Origin of the sequence: Desertihabitans aurantiacus, from assembly GCF_003344635.1 — a bacterium.
Lineage (GTDB): Bacteria > Actinomycetota > Actinomycetes > Propionibacteriales > Propionibacteriaceae > Desertihabitans > Desertihabitans aurantiacus.
The window spans coordinates 1-18317 of sequence record NZ_QPKK01000001.1 but is presented as its reverse complement, the minus strand read 5'-3'; the positions used below and the strand labels follow the sequence as shown (position 1 = coordinate 18317).

General features: G+C 69.9%; 19 protein-coding genes. 15 read left to right on the top strand and 4 right to left on the bottom strand.

Annotation, left to right across the window (positions count from 1 at the left end; all coding sequences use genetic code 11):
* The first annotated feature begins 573 nt into the window (after positions 1-573).
* Positions 574-1764 carry a Cmx/CmrA family chloramphenicol efflux MFS transporter gene (locus tag DVA66_RS00100; RefSeq protein WP_114558179.1) on the top strand — a complete coding sequence of 397 codons (1191 nt, stop codon included), beginning with the start codon at positions 574-576 and terminating at the stop codon, positions 1762-1764.
* A 178-nt stretch (positions 1765-1942) separates the two neighbouring features.
* Positions 1943-2341, top strand: a complete 399-nt coding sequence (locus tag DVA66_RS00090) for a hypothetical protein (RefSeq protein ID WP_157973730.1) — start codon at positions 1943-1945, stop codon at positions 2339-2341.
* Positions 2342-2494: 153 nt separating this feature from the next.
* On the opposite strand, the gene DVA66_RS00085 is transcribed toward DVA66_RS00090, so the two are convergent.
* Both DVA66_RS00085 and DVA66_RS00080 read right to left on the bottom strand, forming a co-directional pair.
* Entirely contained in the window at positions 2495-3079 is a 585-nt protein-coding gene (locus DVA66_RS00085; protein ID WP_114558176.1) for a CGNR zinc finger domain-containing protein, read from the bottom strand.
* Positions 3076-3294, bottom strand: a complete 219-nt coding sequence (locus DVA66_RS00080) for a YdeI/OmpD-associated family protein (protein ID WP_198671344.1) — start codon at positions 3292-3294, stop codon at positions 3076-3078. Before DVA66_RS00080 ends, DVA66_RS00085 begins: the two co-directional genes overlap by 4 nt.
* 244 nt (positions 3295-3538) lie before the next feature.
* Between DVA66_RS00080 and DVA66_RS00075 the strand changes: the two genes are divergently transcribed.
* Entirely contained in the window at positions 3539-4519 is a 981-nt protein-coding gene (locus DVA66_RS00075) for a CPBP family intramembrane glutamic endopeptidase (RefSeq protein ID WP_114558174.1), read from the top strand.
* Between the two features lie 235 nt (positions 4520-4754).
* Here the strand turns inward: DVA66_RS00075 and DVA66_RS00070 are convergent, their stop codons facing one another.
* The gene (locus DVA66_RS00070) at positions 4755-5351 is read right to left on the bottom strand and encodes a hypothetical protein (protein WP_114558173.1); all 597 of its coding nucleotides are present in this window, start codon (positions 5349-5351) and stop codon (positions 4755-4757) included.
* 125 nt (positions 5352-5476) lie between these two features.
* Here DVA66_RS00070 and DVA66_RS00065 point away from each other — a divergent pair, with 125 nt between their 5' ends.
* The 4 genes from DVA66_RS00065 to DVA66_RS00050 all read left to right on the top strand — a co-directional run bounded on the left by DVA66_RS00065 (position 5477) and on the right by DVA66_RS00050 (position 8720).
* A complete protein-coding gene (locus DVA66_RS00065; protein ID WP_157973729.1) occupies positions 5477-6265 on the top strand; it encodes a hypothetical protein in 789 nt (262 codons plus the stop codon).
* Entirely contained in the window at positions 6252-6734 is a 483-nt protein-coding gene (locus tag DVA66_RS00060) for a type II toxin-antitoxin system VapC family toxin (RefSeq protein ID WP_114558171.1), read from the top strand. The genes DVA66_RS00065 and DVA66_RS00060 overlap by 14 nt, the downstream gene beginning before the upstream one ends.
* Before the next feature lie 338 nt (positions 6735-7072).
* A complete protein-coding gene (locus DVA66_RS00055; RefSeq protein ID WP_114558170.1) occupies positions 7073-7834 on the top strand; it encodes a GNAT family N-acetyltransferase in 762 nt (253 codons plus the stop codon).
* Positions 7835-7871: 37 nt separating this feature from the next.
* Positions 7872-8720, top strand: coding sequence for an aminoglycoside phosphotransferase family protein (locus DVA66_RS00050; protein ID WP_157973727.1), 849 nt, complete (start codon positions 7872-7874; stop codon positions 8718-8720).
* Positions 8721-9372: 652 nt separating this feature from the next.
* Here DVA66_RS00050 and DVA66_RS00045 read toward each other — a convergent pair.
* Positions 9373-10062: an NUDIX domain-containing protein gene (locus DVA66_RS00045; protein ID WP_114558168.1), complete on the bottom strand. Its 690-nt coding sequence runs from the start codon at positions 10060-10062 to the stop codon at positions 9373-9375.
* 319 nt (positions 10063-10381) lie between these two features.
* Between DVA66_RS00045 and DVA66_RS00040 the strand changes: the two genes are divergently transcribed.
* From DVA66_RS00040 to DVA66_RS00005, 8 genes are all read left to right on the top strand, one after another.
* A complete protein-coding gene (locus DVA66_RS00040; protein WP_114558167.1) occupies positions 10382-11140 on the top strand; it encodes a class I SAM-dependent methyltransferase in 759 nt (252 codons plus the stop codon).
* Between the two features lie 634 nt (positions 11141-11774).
* Positions 11775-12710, top strand: coding sequence for an ABC transporter ATP-binding protein (locus tag DVA66_RS00035; protein WP_114558166.1), 936 nt, complete (start codon positions 11775-11777; stop codon positions 12708-12710).
* On the top strand, positions 12710-13474 hold the full coding sequence (locus DVA66_RS00030) for an ABC transporter permease (protein WP_198671343.1): 765 nt from the start codon (positions 12710-12712) through the stop codon (positions 13472-13474). The genes DVA66_RS00035 and DVA66_RS00030 overlap by 1 nt, the downstream gene beginning before the upstream one ends.
* 6 nt (positions 13475-13480) lie before the next feature.
* On the top strand, positions 13481-14824 hold the full coding sequence (locus tag DVA66_RS00025) for a sensor histidine kinase (protein ID WP_114558230.1): 1344 nt from the start codon (positions 13481-13483) through the stop codon (positions 14822-14824).
* Entirely contained in the window at positions 14824-15444 is a 621-nt protein-coding gene (locus tag DVA66_RS00020) for a response regulator (RefSeq protein ID WP_114558165.1), read from the top strand. Before DVA66_RS00025 ends, DVA66_RS00020 begins: the two co-directional genes overlap by 1 nt.
* A gap of 112 nt (positions 15445-15556) precedes the next feature.
* Complete coding sequence (locus tag DVA66_RS00015) at positions 15557-17377, top strand: asparagine synthase-related protein (protein WP_114558164.1); 1821 nt, start codon at positions 15557-15559, stop codon at positions 17375-17377.
* 40 nt (positions 17378-17417) lie between these two features.
* On the top strand, positions 17418-17675 hold the full coding sequence (locus DVA66_RS00010) for a lasso peptide biosynthesis PqqD family chaperone (RefSeq protein ID WP_114558163.1): 258 nt from the start codon (positions 17418-17420) through the stop codon (positions 17673-17675).
* Entirely contained in the window at positions 17672-18136 is a 465-nt protein-coding gene (locus tag DVA66_RS00005; RefSeq protein ID WP_198671342.1) for a lasso peptide biosynthesis B2 protein, read from the top strand. Before DVA66_RS00010 ends, DVA66_RS00005 begins: the two co-directional genes overlap by 4 nt.
* Positions 18137-18317 lie beyond the last annotated feature (181 nt).

Sequence of the window (18317 nt, the reverse complement as noted above, 5' to 3'; positions counted from 1 at the left end):
CAGTGACGATGGTTGTTGAGCCACTCGACAACGCTGACCCGGTCAGCTGCTCGGGGTAGGTGGGCGGAAGATCAGGCAGTAGTCCTGGGTGAACCAGTCCTGCGGCTCGTCCCAGTCGAGCACGACCTCACGCTCGAGGTCGAGGACCTCGGACAACGCCGCACCGGCTCTTCCGGTCGTCGGCGGCGTGGCCGTCGCACGGCTGCACTCCAGCAGCCGGAACGCCGTCGGCGTGGCGATCCTCGCCGTCATCGCCATGGCGCTGCTCCTGCTGGTGCTCTGAGGAAGTTCCAGAGCGTCATCTCGTCGTCGCCGGCCGTCCTCGCGGTGCCGCCAGAGCCCTCCGCAGAAGTTGATTGCCCGGCCGCCAGGTCGTGCGTAGTGTCGCCGACATGTCGAGTCCTGAGGCATCCACGGTGGGGGCTCGCGGTCACGCCGTCAGCTCCCAGAACCCCTGAGCTCTTCCCTCCTCCTGCGCACCTCATCCGCATCGGGCGTGCGCGCACCCGGCCGGGCGCTGACCGCGATGACGAGACGACCTTCTTCTCTCGCTCTCGCCCTGGAGGTGCCTCGATGCCCTTGTCTCTCTACCTGCTCGCCATGGCGGTGTTCGCCATGGGTACCTCGGAGTTCATGCTCGCCGGCCTGGTCCCCGACATCGCGACCAGCCTCGATGTCCCGGTCGCGGTGGCGGGCCTGCTGACGTCGGCCTTCGCGGTCGGCATGGTCGTCGGCGCGCCGTCGATGGCGGTGGTCGCGCGTCGCTGGCCTGCTCGGTCCAGCTTGCTGGGTCTCCTCGCGGTCTTCGTCGTCTCGCACGTCGTCGGGGCGGTGACCACGACCTTCTGGGTGCTGTTCGCCACCCGGGTGGTCGCTGCTCTGGCCAACGCCGGCTTCCTCGCCATCGCCCTGACGACGGCCACCACCCTCGTGCCGGCCAACCAGAAGGGGCGTGCGCTGGCGGTGCTGCTCTCGGGGACGACCCTCGCCACCGTCGCGGGCGTGCCCGGCGGCGCGGTGCTGGGCGCCCTGCTCGACTGGCGGGCCACGTTCTGGGCGGTCGCTCTGCTGTGCCTACCGGCGGCGATTGGCGTCGTCAGGAGCATCCCGGCCAGGCCGGCGGCCAGCCAGGACCGTCCGGTCGGCCCGGCGCTGCGGGGTGAGGTCGCCGAGCTGACCAAGCCCCGGCTGGTCGTGGTCATGGTGCTGGCTGCCCTGGTGAACGCCGCCACCTTCGCGACGTTCACGTTCCTGGCGCCGGTCATCACTGAGGTCGCCGGCCTGGGCGAGCTGTGGATCCCGCTGGTGCTCGTGCTGTTCGGTGCCGGCTCCTTCGTCGGCGTCACCGTCGCGGGACGGCTGTCCGACCAGCGTCCCGGCACCGTCGTCGTGGTCGGCGGGCCACTGCTGCTGCTCGGCTGGATCGGACTGGCGGTCCTGGCCGACCAGCCGGTGGCGCTCCTGGCCCTTGTGCTCGTGCAGGGGGCGCTGTCCTTCGCGGTGGGGAGCACCCTCGTCACCCGGGTGCTGTACGAGGCCCCCGGCGCGCCCACGATGGCCGGCTCGTACGCGACCGCGGCGCTCAACCTCGGTGCGGCCGGCGGCCCCGCCCTCGCTGCAGCGGCCCTCGGTGCGGGCTCGGGCTACCTGGGCCCGGTGTGGGTGAGCTCCGTGCTCGTCACGCTCTTCCTGCTCGTGGTGCTGCCGCTCCTGCGGCTGATCGCCCCCCGCGTCGACCAGGAGGTGGCTCCGTGGGCCACGTGATGGTCGCGCGTGGTCCTTGGTGGACGCGCCCGGTGGTGGCTCGTCCCGACGGCTGCGCGAACCTCGGAGGAGGACTATGACCCTCGATGGTGCTCCGTCCAGGCCGTCTCAACCCCCGCGGGAAGAAGGGAGGCAGCACGTGGACCGATCGACCGCCCGTGCTCGGGCTCGTTCCAGGATGCGCCGCACGACCATCGCCGTGGTGTCGGCCTGCGCGGTCGGGCTGGCTGCGGCCGTCGCCGCCCCGGTGCTGTGGTTGCAGGTCGACGAGATGGCGGTGCCGCCCGCAGCCGAGCTCGCACCCCTGCCTGCGGGAGTCACGGTCGTCGCCGACGAGGTCCATTGCGCCTCGGGCGGCTGCTGGCGCGAGCTGACGGTGAGGGGGCCTGCGGCCGGGTCGGAGGAGGAGCTCGCAGCGGGTGTGGGCGCCGCGCTGGGACTGCCCGCAGGGATCGACGGAGAGCCGGGCGAGAGCTGCCACGCCAGGGGCTGGCTGGATCTGCGACGCGTCTGCACCGGGGTGGGGGTCAGGCGGGGGGACGTCTACGTCTACCTGCAGTACGAACGGCTCCTCTGACCTTCCGTGAGGGTAGTCCGCAGCGGAGCCACGGCACCACCGACTGGCTGTCCCTGGCCGTCGGAGCCGTTCTGCCCCCGCGACGTGGAGAGTGGAACTGGCCGAAGCGATGACCCCCTGCGCGAACGCCGGGTTGTGGCGGAGTGCGGGGAGTCAGTGAGTGTGTCGGGCGTAGTGCGTGCGGGCCTTGGCCCGGCCGCCGCAGCGACCCATCGAGCACCAGCGGCGGTTCTGCGGTCTGGAGGTGTCGAGGAAGATCAGCCGGCAGTCCTCGGCGGTGCACTCGCGGATCGTGCCCCTCGCGCCGCTCAGAGATCGCACGCCGTCGTGGGCGATGGTTGCGAGGAGCTGTGCTGGCGTCGGTGGCGTCGGTGCCGTCGTCCCACCCGGCAGATGCGGGTGGAGGGCCGGCCGGCTGGCCCAGTCGTTGATGGTGTCGACGTCGCCCGCATCGAGCGGACGACCGACCGCCGCAGCTCGGGCGGCAGATGTCATCGCGGCTCGGAGCTGCTTGGCGGAGCAGAGCACCTCGGAGTCAGAGGCTGCCGACATCGGGCCGAAGCGCTCGCTGAGCCAGGCATCGAGGTCGCTGGCCCCTCGCAAGCTCTCCCACTCCTCGACCCCATGACCGAAGTCACCGGTGTAGCCGAAGGCCAGACTCACCGAGCCCGGATCGAAGCGCCACCGGCGGCCATCGGCTGGGACGAGCCAGACCTTGGTGTCTGCGGGCTCGTTCACTCCTGGTGCCTGCGCGAGGGTGGGTGCGACATGTTCATGTAGACGCCTCCGCGAGCGAGCTCCTCGAGCATCTGGCCGATGCGCCGGCGGCGGGTGTCCGCCGTCTTGGCCCGCCCGACCCACGCCAGGTAGTCGTTGCGCTGGTAGGCGGGGCGCCTGTCGTAGTGCTGGCGCACACCAGCACGCTCGAGCTCCGTAGCGATGTCGTCTGGCATGGCTTGTTGCTTCCGAGTCAACATGAGCCGACTCTAACCGGTATTACCAGTTGGGTCTAGGTCGGACCCCCACAACCGCGCCGGCTGGCACCGTCGTGACCTCGGCCTGCTGCAACTGGCGCAGTGCCGTTGACCGTGGCCCTGGGACACGGTGTGTCCTGATCTACGCCGCCTCGTGAGAGAGCGGCCGACCGTCCGGATCCGCCGGGTGGGGACGGGTGAGGACACGGCGGGAGCAGGATCGATGAGTGCAGCGAGCGAGGCCACCGAGACGGCGGCGGACTCCCGCAGCAGGGAGCACGAGAGCTACGTGGAGGCGGCTCGCCGGGGCCGACACCGCTGGTGGCACTACCTCCTCGGTCTGGCCCTCGTCCTCTTCGCATGGATGGTGGTCGCCAACGTGGCCAGCGCGCTGGTCGCGTTCGCGCTCGGCGGGGAGGAGGGCGTGGCTGCCTTCGGCCGAGTCGACTTCGCTGCCCTGGGACCCGTGGGCGGCTTCCTCGTGCTGATGGCGGGGTGGCCGGTCACCCTCGGCGCGGTCCTCATCGCGGTCGGGCTGATCCACCGACGACACCCTCGGACGCTCGTCACCGCAGCTGCCAGGATCAGCTGGCGTCGCATCGTTCACGGGTTCGTAGCCTGGTTGCTGCCCTTCCTGCTGGTGATCGGACTCGTGCAGTACCTCGTCTATCCCGACACCTTCACCCTCAACACCGACGTGGCGACCTTCGCGCTCTTCGTGCCCGTCGCCCTGGTCCTGACCGCCATCCAGACCACCACGGAGGAGCTCTTCTTCCGCGGGTACCTCGTCCAGACCGCCAGCCTCGTGTGGACCAACCGCATCTTCCTCGCCCTGGTGTCGGCGGTGGTCTTCACCCTGCCCCACGTCGGCAACCCCGAGGCAGCGGGGGGCTGGCTCTCGATCTTCCTCAACTACTTCTTCGGCATGGGCTTGATCTGGGCGGTCGTGTCGTTGGTCGACGGCACCACCGAGCTGGCCATCGGCGCCCACTTCGCCAACAACATCGCCAACTTCGTCCTGATCAGCGCGAGCGGGACCGTGGTCACCACGCCAGGCCTCGTCGGGGTCAGTGAGTACCACGCACTGTTCTACGACCTGTCGAACCTCGTGTCGGTCCCGGTGTTCCTGGCCGTCGTCTACGGCCTGTTCAAGAAGGGTGCGCCACCACGGGCCTCCTGGGGCCACCGGGCCGGGGGTCGTTGACTGGTCGGTACGGTCCGCGCACTCAGAGCCGGCTCACCATGGCTCGGACGCAGCCGGGCAGGCCAGCTCCACCACCTCCGGTGCCGAGGCGTCCAGCCGTGGCGTCCTGCCTGCCTTCGGCCAGGCTGGTTCCTCGAGTAGTTCGAGCGGTCGACGCCACGCCGGGTCGGCACCGCTGCTGGAAGGCCGTGTCACCCCACGGCCACGCGTCGTTCCGAGCAGACTTCAGACGCGGTCACGCCGGTGGCGTGTCATCCGGGGGCGGGCCCAGTTGCAGCACCGCGAGCGCGAGCTCGCGAAGGGCTCCCCGGCGGGCGCCTCGGTCGCCGACGGCCCAGTAGGTGGCTTCGAGGTGTTGGATGTCCGGGTTCAGGTCGAGCGTCTCGAACCACTGCGGAAGGTGCTTGAGGAACGGCGGATGGTGCCCCTCGGCCAGGAACCACGCGATGTAGACGAGTCGGTGCAGCTCGACGGCCAGCGAGTCGTGAAGCCACAGGTTCCCAGCGTCGTGCGCCTTCTGCAGCTCGGTGAGGAAGCTCGGCGTACGTGCATCAAGTTGCTCCAGCACGACCTGGACGAGTCGGGGAGCGGGCTCCCGCAATCGTTGCTGGATGACCTCGCCTTCCCCTGCCGGGTCGACGAGCAGCACTCCTTGGGCGAGACCGGCGGCAACGTGGATCGGCGTCGGCCACTGCTCGCCGGCCCAGCCCAGTCCTCGATCCAGCTGTTCCAGCCAGCCGTCGAAGGTCTCGCGGGGCACATGCTGGACGTCGAGTTCGAAGCCTGCCGCATCCCCCTTCTCGAACAGCAGCTCTGCGTGCCGAGGGCACACGTTGGTTCTCGAGCAGGTGCGGAGTCCCCCCGGCTGAGCGACACTCAGCTCAAGTAGGGGACGCCGCTGCGCTGCCCTCTGTTGTCGTTCGGCAAGATGGGCACGGGGAGGTAGCTGTGGAGGCCGTGCAGATCGACTACGAGCTTGAGACACCGCTCGATCAGATGCCTGCCCTCACCCCCTTCGAGACCGGCACCGACCTTCTGCACCTGCTGGCTATCACCGCTGACCTGGAGCAGTTCCGCGACGCGAAGGCCCGCAAGGTCGACTGGCGGGTGCACTCGGTTTCGGGCACCTCAGCGGCGTTGCGATCGATCAGCGAGCCCGACGTTGCCAGCAGAGCCGCGCTCAGCCTCGTGCGCGGCTTCAATGAGGCTGAAGAGACCGAGCAGCTCCCGCGCGGTTGGAACCTGCGCGTCGGGCAACGGGCCGCGAGGGTCGCATCCCGGCTTGGCGATGATGACAACACCGGTCTGCGCCTCAGTGTCCATGGGCCAGACGACGTTCGGGCGCACGTAACCCGACGCGCTGGTCGACACCTCAAGTCCGCTACCGATCTCCGAATCACCAGCTACGGGTCCGTCGTCGGGGTGTTAGGCCGGGTCACCGCCAAAGGCAAGCAGCGCACAGCCGCTTTGTGGTCTGACCTCACCGGCCGCCGGATCGACGTCCGGTTCGGGGAGCAGCACGTCGAGGAGATGCGCAACGCCTGGGCACATTCCCACGTCGAGGTCACTGGCGTCCTTCACGAAAACGTCTCCGGGCAGGTGCTGCGCGTGAACCTCGACTCGCTGCGCGTCCTCGACCGAGAGCGAGTGAACCTGTCTGAGGCGCTGCCTCACGGCTTCTACCCCGAGATGACCGGTGGCCTCGGTGCCCGCGAGTACCTGAGGCTGGTCCGTGGCGAAGGCTGAGCCCAAGAAGGTCGCCATCGACTCGGGGTTGCTGATCGCGCGGATCACCGGAGACCGCCCTGAGCATGCCCCGGGCATAGCTACGCTCTTCCACGAAGCAGACTCCCAGAAGGTCAAGCTGTTCGGCTCTACGCTGCTGTTCCCTGAGGTCCTGGGTGGGGGCTACGACGACCCAGTCGACCCGGCCAAGGAGAACGCGATCTTCAGGGTTCTTGATAACCCGAGTGTCATCACGATGGTCCAGGTGACGCGTCAGGTCGCTGTTCTGGCGCGGGACCTACGGCGCGAACTGCACCTCAAGACAGCTGACGCCACCCACCTAGCCTCGGCGGTGTTCGCGGGCGTCGACATGTTCATGACCATCGACGAGAACGACTTCACCATCGGCAGCACCGTTCGGGGCGTGGAGATTGCACTACCTGGCAGTGCTCTAGGCGAGGACGCCCTACCACTGATCGGGCCGGGCTAGCGGCTGCACCGAACTCGTTGCCGCCAGTACTCAGCGGTGTCCGGCGTCGCAGGCGGCCTGCAGCCCCTCTAGTGGGGCTGCCGGCGAGGTACCTCGTCGATCCCGCCGCTGACACGCACTGAGGACCTCGGACACCTTCCAGCAGGTCCCCGGCTACCGCGACGCGGGAACGTGGGTCATCGCCTGACCCAGCCGAAGGGGCGGCCCCACCCCAGGGTCGCCCTACCGACCTGGACCGGCCCCTTACCTCGACTCGCGCTCACCCGCGCGACTCGGCGTACCGCTCGGGCCGTTGCTTAAGTGGTGCGCGCGTGGCGCCCCACCTCTCTGGGGATTAGGTGGGGCGCCTACTCAGAACCGTACTCCGTGTGTGGTCCACGTCACACGCTGGTTCTGCGGTCGGGTTGGTGCAGAAACGATCGTTACTGGACCGCCCGAGGCGCGCTCCGGTGAGCGGCGGACTGTCGGGCGCATCCCTCAATCTCCTTGACCGTGACTGGCCACTCGAAGAGAGTCCTCGTGTGAACGGCGACCAAGCCCGGCACCCGCATCAGCGCCTCCCGGGTGTTCGGCTCCGACCCATCTCCCAAGCCGACGTGGCCCCACACAACGCAGGCGAAGACGAAGAGACCATCCGCTGGCTGAGTGGCGCACCAAGCACCACCGAGTCAACTCAGCGCGCCTTCGCCGCCCTCGAGGAGAACGCTCGTCGAGGAGTCGGTAAGCGAGGATTCGCCGTGCTGCTCGAGGACGAACTTGCTGGTTACATCGACTTCGATCCCGACGCAGAAGACCTTCCCGACCCCGATTCCGTCAACATCGCCTACGCGATACACCCGTGGGCGCGACGTCGTGGCGTCGCCACCGCTGCGGTCCACCTTGTCTGCGCGCTCCTGGAGGCAGCCGGGATCGGGCGGCGTGCCGTCATCCGGGCAGAGGTGGAAAATACCGGGTCCGTGGCAGTTGCGCGGGCCTGCGGCTTCACCCACCTCGGTGACTTCGCTGCCCCGAAGGAGCGCCACCCGTCCGGCGAGCCGGTCATCTATGCGACGTACGCGAGGTTCTCCGACCGTCTCGCGCACCGCTGTGAGCTCTTCTGACGGTCCTACGGGAGTGTTTCGTGCGTGCGCTGTGGTTTTGGCCGAGGTCAACGAGCAGCTCGGGCGCGAGTACCGGTGGCGGCGAGTGCTCTCCGGCGGGGAACAGACCGGCGCACATCTCGTCACCTGGGGCGATCAGTGTGCGGTGCTGAAGTGGGAGCCAGCCGGCTGGAGGGCTGACCAACTGCTGCAGGCCTTTCCGGCCGTCACCTATGCCCTCGAGCGCGGCTGGCCTGCCGCTCGATGGCTGGCGGTTGGACCGCTGGCTGGAGGTGGGTCGTTCGTCCTGCAGGAGTACGTCGACGACGTCTCGATGTCGGTCATCGACACCCACGCGGCGCAGGCAGTCACCTCAGCCAACGCTGCTCAAGCGGGCGCCGGTCTAGCGAGCGCCAGGGACGACTCTGCCCAGCTCGAGGACGTGTTGAGCGGTGGCCACCCCTGGACGAGGCAAGTGAGCGCCTTCACCAGAGCCGGGGCAGCGCTCGTCCGACACGGCCAACGGATTGCGGCCAAGGTGGGCGCTGCGCCGCTTCCGCGCCTCGACGTCGTCCACGGCGACTACAGCAGCTCCAACATCCTGCTGGGCTCCGCCGACCGGCCGGTGACCTTCATCGACTGCCAGACCATCGGCCGAGGCACCCGGGTCCGCGACCTCGCCGACCTATACCGGCAGAGCTTCGTCTACCCCGATCCCGCCAACACCGGTGCGAGACAGCTGCGATCCGCGGCCCTTGAGGCCGAAGGCCCGCAGGTCTTCGCCAAGTGCGCAGTGGCGGTCACCCTCAACAACCTGGCGTGGTGGGCGGGCAACAAGACAGCGGCCGAGTTCGACCGGGCTTGTTCGGCCCTGCACGACCTCTTCGACGACATCCAAGAGGCGTGACCACTCCGCCGACGCTCGGGAACGTCGACCGGAACAGACGGGGTCGAGGCCGCGGCCTGGGACAACCTGGCGGCCCGCCCTCCTGTTTCGAGATCACCTGCCCGGAGTCCCTTCGACACGCGGAGTGGCCTGGATCACAGGACTATCGAGCAGCACCTTCTAGCCGGCGTGTCGTCGAGCCCCGAGCTGCTCGAAAACGATCGTTTCTGCACCGGCGCTGGGGTGGCGCCAGGAAGGTCGATCTACCGCCGCTTCCGCGGCGGTGTCTCCTTCCCTGTCCGCACCCGCTTCCAGCCACAGTCGGTGGCGGCCTTCATGCAGTGGAAGCCTTGATCGCACCCAGCGCACTCACAACCGCACGGTCCTGGTTCAACCCTTGATCCCATGACTCCCAGTCTGGCCCTGAAAGGCCCAACGTCGCCGCGAGTGTCGGGTGCCCCCTGCCCGAACTTCTTCAGACCGACCGTTCCGAGCACCACACCCACTGAGCAGGCTTTCCGTACGACGTTTCGGCGATCGCCCGTGCCCGTCTGACGCCTGCTCGAAAACGAACGTCACTGGCCCGCACGCCGATACGTCACCAATCTTGGGCGGCCTGCCAGATGTTGCAGTTGCTGACGGACCAGCACGCCGGCGGCAACAAGAACGTCCTCTAGAGCGGACGTTGGAACATCGGCAGCGTCGACGCGTCCTGCCCGATCGTGGACGCCGGGTCGTGGTGGGTGCCACCGGTCCGAGCGAGCTCGACCAGCACAGAGATCCGCCGGTCGTGCCCGCGGTGCATCGGCTCGGGTAACGCCTCCACCGCAAAGTACTCAGCAGCGCTCATCTCCACGCCTGGCACGGGAACCTCGCCGCGGGATGCGTTGACCTCGAAGGTCATGATCACCTGGTGAACCGAGCTGCGTGTCCCCCAGGTCGGGCCGTCGAACACGCCGAGCAGTCGGGTGACCTCCCCGGTCAAACCCGCCTCCTCCCAAAGCTCGCGCAAGGCACCTCTCGTCGGTGACTCTCCGACCTCGAGCAGCCCGCCCGGCAGGCACCAGCTCGCATCATCGCTGCGCCGACACAGCAGTACCCGGCCGTCGTCATCACGCACGAGCGCGGAGATCCCAACCATCGGAGACATCCGCATCCATGCCTCGTCGACGAAGCCGGCCACCAAGGCGTCTGCGTCGGCGATCTCGGTCAGCGCGGCCAGCCGTGCGGCTATGTCGAGCAGGTGCTCTGCGCGCTCACGCTCGTGCGCGTCACCGGCGAACCGTCGCGCCGCGGTCCCTGCGCCTCGGAGCTCATCGACCAGCAGCAAAAGCCTCTCGGCTGGATTCAGGTCGGCGCTCACAAACCCGATTCTGCCTCACCAAAGTCTCGGAGTGAGGCCCACCCGCCACTGGAAACGCCCGTTGACGGATCCCTCAGCGGGACGCGATGCCGGTCTCGGCGTGAATGTGCGCAACCGGCCGGATGAGACAGCTCAACTGGTGTCGTTAGAAGCTGCTCGGTGAAGATCACTGTAGGCAAGCCGATCCGGGTCGCGCGCTCGCAGACCCCCCAGCATCCGTCCCCGCGCATCGGAATCGGGGCCACCTGTGTCCCAGGACCACTCGCTGTGGACATGGCCATCGGCAGGCAGCATCCGCTGATGGTGTCAGACTCATCGGGTGGTTTTCACCGACGAACAGCCCTTCGAGTCGTCCGCGCCCTCGTGTCACGCCGGACGCCCCTCCTACCCCGCTGCAGCGGTTGATCATCTGCTGGAGGCTCTGGGCGTCGCCGCCGGAGACAAGGTGGTGGAGCTTGGCGCCGGCACCGGCAGCTTCACCACACTTCTGGAGCAGCGGTCGGTGCAGGTAGCCGCGGTCGAACCCGCCGAAAGCATGCGATCGCAGATCGACACCTCCGCCCTAGTCGAGAGCTTCGCCGGCACCGCCGACGACACCGGGCTCCCTACTGGATGCGCTGATGGAGTGGTCGCCGCGACGGCTTGGCACTGGTTCGACCCTGGGCCCACCCTCGCGGAAGTCCGTCGCTTGCTGAAGCCAGGGCGTGGTCTGGGACTGATCTGGAACGAGTACGACGAGTCCGTCGACTGGGTCCACCAATACGCCGCCATCGCAGACTCCCGCCGCCCAGGAGGGAGCCCCAGCTCGAGAACCGGCCAGTGGAGGCATGACTTCGCCGTCGTCCCGGGCTGGGCGCCGCTGCAGTCGGCCGACTTCGCCAACCCCTGGCACACCACCGCCGAAGGCCTGCTCCACCGGCTGCGCTCTTCCTCCGCGATCTCCCGCCTCAAGGCGCTCGAACGCACAGCAGCCGAAAGCGAGCTACAGACACTGCTGGTTGACCTCGGCTTGGGCGCCGAAGACACCGTCGTGCTTCCTCACCGGGTCCGCGTCTTCTGGTCGTTCCCTACTGTCTAGCGTCGAATCGTCCCAGGGCTCAGTCGGCGAGACGGTGCTCCTGAGCGGCAAGGTGCTCGTACTCGGCATCTCGTCCCACACCGCGACGAGATCGATGTCTGAGTCGTCACGGAATCCGGACACCACCGACCCCTGGCTGTAGGCCCATGCCAGGTGCTCGCACCCCAGCCAGCGCTCAGCGACGGCCTCGATGACCGCCCGCGCAGCGGCTGGCGCCCGCGTCAAGGCATGGTTGCGGGATCCTGGACGTCGGGGAGTCACCGAGGTGACGCTGCCAGACAACACCCAGCGAGTCACGACAACAGGGCTGCTCCTTCCTGAGCGCGGTGCTCGAGGCGACGGCGAGCGTCTGGTCACCGAGGACGCGGCGAGGGCTTCCTCCGCCCGCGTCACGTAACTCGGACGGTCTCTGATGACGATGGTTCTCGAGCAGCTCGAGCACTTCGATGCGGGTCGATGCCGGCGACGAGCATCCAGGAGGCGGGCCCGTACCTCTCGCGCGGACGATCGCCGGGCGGTCGCCTCGTCCGCCCGCTGCGTGCCAAACATCCACCGAACGGGGGAGGCGGGATCAACCCCAGATCCGACGCCCTGGTCGATGTGGCGCACCGCAGTCGGTCCATAACGTCGCACTGTGACCGCGTTGGAAGTACGGAACCTGCACAAGCGCTACGGGCAGCACGTCGCTGTCGACGACGTCTCCTTCACCGTCGACGAAGGGGAGATCTTCGGCATCATCGGGCCCAACGGCGCCGGCAAGACGACGACCGTCGAGAGCATCGCCGGGCTGCGGAGACCCGACTCGGGCTCGATCTCCGTCCTGGGACTCGACCCGGTCAAGGACCGGGCGGAGGTGCGCGAGCGACTCGGAGTCCAGCTGCAGGAGAGCAGCTTCCCCGACGCGATCAAGGTCGCCGAGGCGCTCGAGCTCTACAGCTCCTTCTACCGGGACCCCGCCGACTGGCGCGAGCTGATGGAGCTCCTGGACCTCACCCAGAAGCGCAGCACCCAGTACAAGGCGCTCTCCGGTGGGCAGAAGCAGCGGCTCTCGATCGCGCTCGCCCTGGTCGGGAACCCGCGGATCGCGATCCTCGACGAGCTGACGACCGGACTGGACCCGCAGGCCAGACGCGACACCTGGAGCCTCATCGAGCGGATCCGCGACAGGGGCGTGACGATCCTCCTCGTCACGCACTTCATGGACGAGGCGGAGCGCCTCAGCGACCGGATCGCCGTCATCGACGGCGGACGGGTCGCCGCCGTGGACACGCCGGCAGGGCTGATCGCGCGGTCGAGTGCGCTGCAGCAGGTCCGGTTCCGTGTCCGCCAGCCGCTGGACGAGAGCGTTCTGACCGATCTCCCTGATGTCACCGGTGTCGAGATCAGGGACGGCCGCTGGCTGGTCACCGGCACCGGGGAGCTGCTGAGCAGCGTCGCAGGGGCTCTGGCCCGGGCGGAGGTCGTGGCAGAGGATCTCCGGGTCGACCAGCGCAACCTCGACGACGCGTTCATGACCTTCACGGGTCGCGCACCGCAGGCCCCGGCGTCCTTCCAGAGGGAGGTCGGCTGATGCGTGCTCTGCCGAAGCTGGTCGCGGTGGAGACGAAGCTCTTCCTCCGGGACTCCGCCACCGTCGCCTTCGGTGTGCTGTTCCCGTCGGGACTCCTGCTCGGGCTGGGCGCCATCCCGACGCTCAGGGAGGCGTCGCCGGAGAACGGCGGGCTCCGCTCCATCGACATCTGGGCGCCGACCGCACTGGTGTTCGGGATGGTGATGATCGCCGTGCAGCACGTCCCGTCGGTCATCGCGACCTATCGCGAGCGCGGCATCCTCCGCAGGCTGTCGACGACGCCCGTGCCTCCGCGGAGCGTCCTGCTCGCGCAGATGATCGTCGCGTTCGCGTCCGTGGTCGTCTCGGCGGCACTCACCATCGTCATCGCGTGGGCGGTGCTGGACATCGCCCCACCGGAGCGTCCCCTGGAGTTCCTCGTCGCCTTCGTCGTCGGCTATGCGGCACTACTGGGGATCGGTCTGGTCGCCGCGGCGGTGGTCCGCACGAGCAGTGCGGCGAACCAGACCGGCACACTGCTGTTCGTCGCGCTGATGTTCCTCGGCGGGGCCTTCCTGCCCCGTGTCGTCATGCCCGACGTGCTGCGCGAGGTCGGCGAGTTCGTCCCTCCCGGCCTGCAGGCTCTCACCGCAGCGTGGTCCGTCGAGGCGGGCGAGATCACCGCCACCGCCGGGGGGCAGCCGTTCTGGCTGCAGATCGCCATAATGGCGGCTCTCGCAGTGATCACGAGCGCGGTCGCCGCCAAGGTCTACCGGTGGGAGTAGGTGTCGATGACGTGGGACGTCGGGGCCGATCAGCGGCCGGGCTCCGGTGCGCTCGGATCGGCCGCCCCGGAGGAGGCGGCGGTCGCCCACCGCTCCCGGCTGGCCTGGCGGAAGGAGCAGCTGCGGGTCTGGGACCTGCTGCAGCTGGTCGCCCCGTGGCCGCTGCTGGTGATCTCGACGGTGACCTACTTCTGGCGGGTGCTCCCGGCCTCGGGCGGACGCTTCTGGCCCGACGGCGCTTCCGTGCTCGGGCTGGTCGTGCTCTCGGCGGTGTGGGTGCTGGTCGGGCAGACGCTACCGATCCGGAGGCGGACGCTCCGGCCGGCGTCGGCGAGCGTCTACTTCGTCGGGCTGCTAGCACTGTGCGTCACCCTCATGACGTTCTCCGAGGTGTTCCTCGTCTTCACCGTCGCCGGCTTCTTCCAGGCGTACCTGCTCAGGCCGTGGCCGGTCGGGGTGCTCGGCGTGCTGGTGACCTCCGTGGCTCTCAACGGCTCGGTCATGCGCGTGTGGGACGAGGCGAGTGCGGAGACGATCGCGGAGCTCCTCCTGGTCGTCGCCGTGCAGACAGCGGCGATCGGGGTGGGCATCGTGCTGACGGCGCGGAGCGAACCGGAGGAGCGCAAGCGGGAGGAGCTCGTCGAGCGGCTGGAGGCGGCGCTGCACGAGAACGCCGGCCTCCACGCGCAGCTGGTCGCCCAAGCCCGGGAGTCCGGGGCCCAGGACGAGCGGCAGCGACTGGCGGGCGAGATCCACGACACGCTGGCCCAGGGTCTCGCCGGCATCATCACCCAGCTCCAGGCCGCGGAGCGTTCCGGCGCCGTGCGGGGCGAGGGGGACGAGCACGTCTCACGCGCGCTGCGGCTCGCGCGCAGCAGCCTGACCGAGGCCAGACGATCGGTGCAGGCGCTCGCTCCTCAGGAGCTGGGCCGGGCGCAGCTCCCCGACGCGCTCCGCACCCTGGCCGAGCGGTGGTCGCAGGACGAGGGGGTCAGCACGCGGGTGGAGATCACCGGCACCCGCGTGCCGCTGAGCCCCGCGATCGAGGTGTCGCTCTTCCGGGTCGCGCAGGAGTCCCTGACCAACGTGGCGAAGCACGCGGAGGCCTCACGCGTCGGAGTCACCCTGTCGTACACGGGCCCCGAGGTCCTGCTGGACGTGCGCGATGATGGCCGCGGGTTCGTGGACGGCTGTGGCACCGGCTTCGGCCTGACGAGCATGCGCCAGCGCATCAGGAGCGTCGGCGGGCACGTCGAGGTGCAGAGCACACCGGGTGACGGCACCGCCGTCAGCGCGCGTGTCCCGGCGATCGCCCCAGTGGGCACGAGAGCAGAGGTGGAGAGCGCCTGATGGTGCGACTGGTGATCGTCGACGACCACCCGGTCGTCAGGGGCGGCCTCCGCGACACGTTCGCCGACGCCGAGGACATCGTCGTGGTCGGTGAGGCCGGTGACGGCGCCGAGGGCATCGAGCGCGCGGCGACGCTGGCGGCAGATGTCGTGCTGATGGATCTGCGGATGCCGGGCATGGACGGCGTCGCCGCGACCGCGGCGCTGCGCGAGCGGGTCCCGAGCGCCCGGGTGCTGATCCTGACCACCTTCGACAGCGAGAGCGACGTGCTGCCGGCGATCGAGGCGGGTGCGACCGGATACCTCCTGAAGGATGCGCTGCCCGACGAGCTGATGCGAGCTGTCCGGGCAGCCGCGCGAGGTGAGTCGGTGCTCGCGCCATCGGTGACGCAGCACCTCATGGGCCAGGTCCGGAAGTCCGGGGCCAGCACGCTGACCGACCGCGAGAAGGAGGTGCTGCAGCTGGTCGCGAACGGCAGCTCGAACCGGGAGGCCGCGGCCGCGTTGTTCATCGGTGAAGCGAGCATCAAGACCCATCTGCTCCACATCTACGACAAGCTCGGCGTTCGTGATCGCGCTGCGGCGGTCGCCGAGGGATACCGTCGCCGCCTGCTCCGGTGACCTCTTCGCACAACCACGACGGACGTCCACCCGGGAAGTCCTACCGGGGTAGGACCCGAAGTCGTCATCGGAGAGGACGCGCAGGGCCCGCGGGCCGAGCAGGCTGGTGCACATGTTCGAGACCGGCTTCCTGGTGGCCCTCCCCGACACCACCGCCGCAGCACCCGTGGCAGACCGCCTGCGGGACGCGGCCGACGTGGTCGTCCCGCACGCCTCCGGACGTCCCTGGCTGATGGTCCGCCAGGGCGTCGACCCGGTGCTGACCGCCGCGGCCGGCTCGACCCGCACCGCCCTGGTCGGCCCCACCAGCGCCACCGCGACCGACCTCGAGCGGGTCGCCGCGGGGATCGGCCGGGCGGTCGAGGCCACCACGCTGGCCGACCGCTTCGCCGGCAGCTACCTCGCGCTGGCCTCGGTCGACGGCGAGCTGTACGCGAACGGGCCGGCGATGGAGACCCGCCGCCTGCACCGCACCCGGGTCTCCGGTGTGGAGGTGCTCGCCGACCGGGCCGACGTGCTCGCCGTCCTCGGCGGGTTCGAGGTCGCACCGGAGCTGCTCGCGCTGCGGCTGGTCGGGGCGCTGCCGCACCCGCTGAACGGCACGACGCTGTGGCACGAGGTCGAGGAGCTGCGCGGTGAGTGCTACCTCGTCGTCGACGCCGCGGGCACCGGCGTCCGGCAGGGCCGCTGGTGGTCCGTGCCCGAGCCGGTGCTCGGTCGGGCCGAGGGTGCCGAGCTGCTCCGGGACGCCGTCCGCGAGGCCGTCGCCAGCCGCGGCCGCCCCGGTGAGCAGCTGGCCTGCGACCTCTCCGGCGGGCTCGACTCCACCCCGCTGTGCTACTACGCCGCGCAGGGCCCCACCGGCGTGCTGGCCCGCACCCTGTTCAACACCGACCCCGGCGGCCGGGAGGACCTGCACTGGGCCCAGCTGGCGCTGCGCTTCATGCCGGGCGTGCACACCCACCTGGTCGGCGCGACCGAGGAGCTGCAGGACTTCTACGAGGGCGTCGACGAGCTCGCCGTGCCCTTCGACGAGCCCACCCAGGCCGCCACCGCCGGCCCCCGCATCCACGCCATGCTGCTCGACGACCGCGAGCGCGGCATCGGCACCCACCTCAACGGTCTGGGCGGCGACCACGTCTTCCGCGGCATCGGCGCCTGGGAGCACACGCTGGCGAGGACGAACCCGCTGCGGGCCTGGCAGCGCGCCCGCTCCGAGCACGTCCCGCAGCGGATCGGCCGGTTGCAGACCCTGCGCCAGCTGGCCGACCGACGCTCCTACCGGCGCTGGTACGCCGACACCGTGCAGGCCGCCCTCGACGGCGCGGCGACCTCCGGCGCCCCGCAGCTCAACGACTGGTCCGCCCCGGTCACGCTGCCGCCGTGGCTCACCCCCGCGGCGCGTGAGCTGGTCCGCCGGCGGGCCCTGGACGCCCTGGACCAGGTCGAACCGCTCGACCCCACCACCGCCGGCCACAGCGACCTGTTCTTCATCCGCGACGCCGCCCGGCTGGTGCGCGGCACCGGGCAGATCGGCCAGGCGGTGGGCGTCGCCTACGAGGCGCCGCTGCTGGACGACCGGGTGGTCACCCCGGTGCTCTCGGTGCGCCGCGTGGAGCGGGACACCCCGCTGGAGTGGAAGCCGCTGATCAAGCAGGCGATGCGCGGGGTGCTGCCCGACGACTACCTCGACCGGACCACCAAGGTCGGCGGCGGACCGCAGTCGGTGCGCGGCTACCAACGCCACCACGCCGCCCTGATGGCCCTGGTGGAGGACGCCGGTCTGCTCGACTCCGAGCTGGTCGACCGCGACCTGCTGCTCGGCACCACCGCACCGCAGGCCCGCGAGACCCCGCCCGGCCACGTCCACCAGGCCGTCAACGCCGCGCTCTTCCTGCGCAACCTGTCCACGCGCCGGGCCCTCGCGGCCTGACGCCACCCCACCCGCCCCACCACCCTCGGGAAGGACTCCCATGTTCGGACGCACCCGTCACCGCCGGACCCTGAGCTTCGCCACCACCGAGTACGGACACGTGGCGCTGGACGAGGTCAACGGCCGCTACTGGCACCTCAACGACAGCGCGCTGGTGGTCTGCCGGTGCCTCACCGACGGCCGCGGTCAGGAGGCCGCGGTGCGCGAGCTGGTCGAGACCTACGAGATCGACGAGGCCACCGCCCGCCGCGACGTCGAGGCGACCTCCTCCCAGCTGCGGAAGGTGGGGCTGCTGTGAGCGACGTGCTGCCCTCCCAGCCCCGACGGGCCGGCCTGATCGACCAGCTGCGGACCCGCGCGGCCGTCGGCAGCGCCCTGGCCCTGGCCAAGCTGCCCCCGCACACCCTGCGCCGGCTGCTCCGCGGCGTCAGCACCGGCGCCCGACCGGCCAGCTACGCCGAGGTCCGCGAGCTGCGCGACACCGTGCTCAGCGTGAGCGCCTTCTGCCGCGGCGGGTCGGCCTGCCTGGTGCGGTCCCTCGCCACCGCCCTGCTCTGCCGCAGCCGCGGGCTCTGGCCCGAGTGGTGCGTGGGCGTCCTGTCGGCACCGCCGTTCACCGCGCACGCCTGGCTGGAGGCCGAGGGTCGCATCGTCGACGAGCCGATGAGCAGCGCCGACTTCGCCAAGTTCTTCACCATCACCGCGACCACCCCGACCGGCCCCGCCGTGCCGACCCCGGCGGAGGCCACCCAGACCTGACCGGCACCGCCGGTCAACGAGCTCCGAGACCACGGAAGGAGGTGGAGGACATGACGTACGACGCACCGATCGTGACCGACCTGGGTCGCTTCCAGGACGAGACCGGCTTCGGCATCGGCGGGCAGGCCGAGGGCTGGAACCCGATCGCCGACCGCAAGAGCTGACCACCCGCGACGCACAC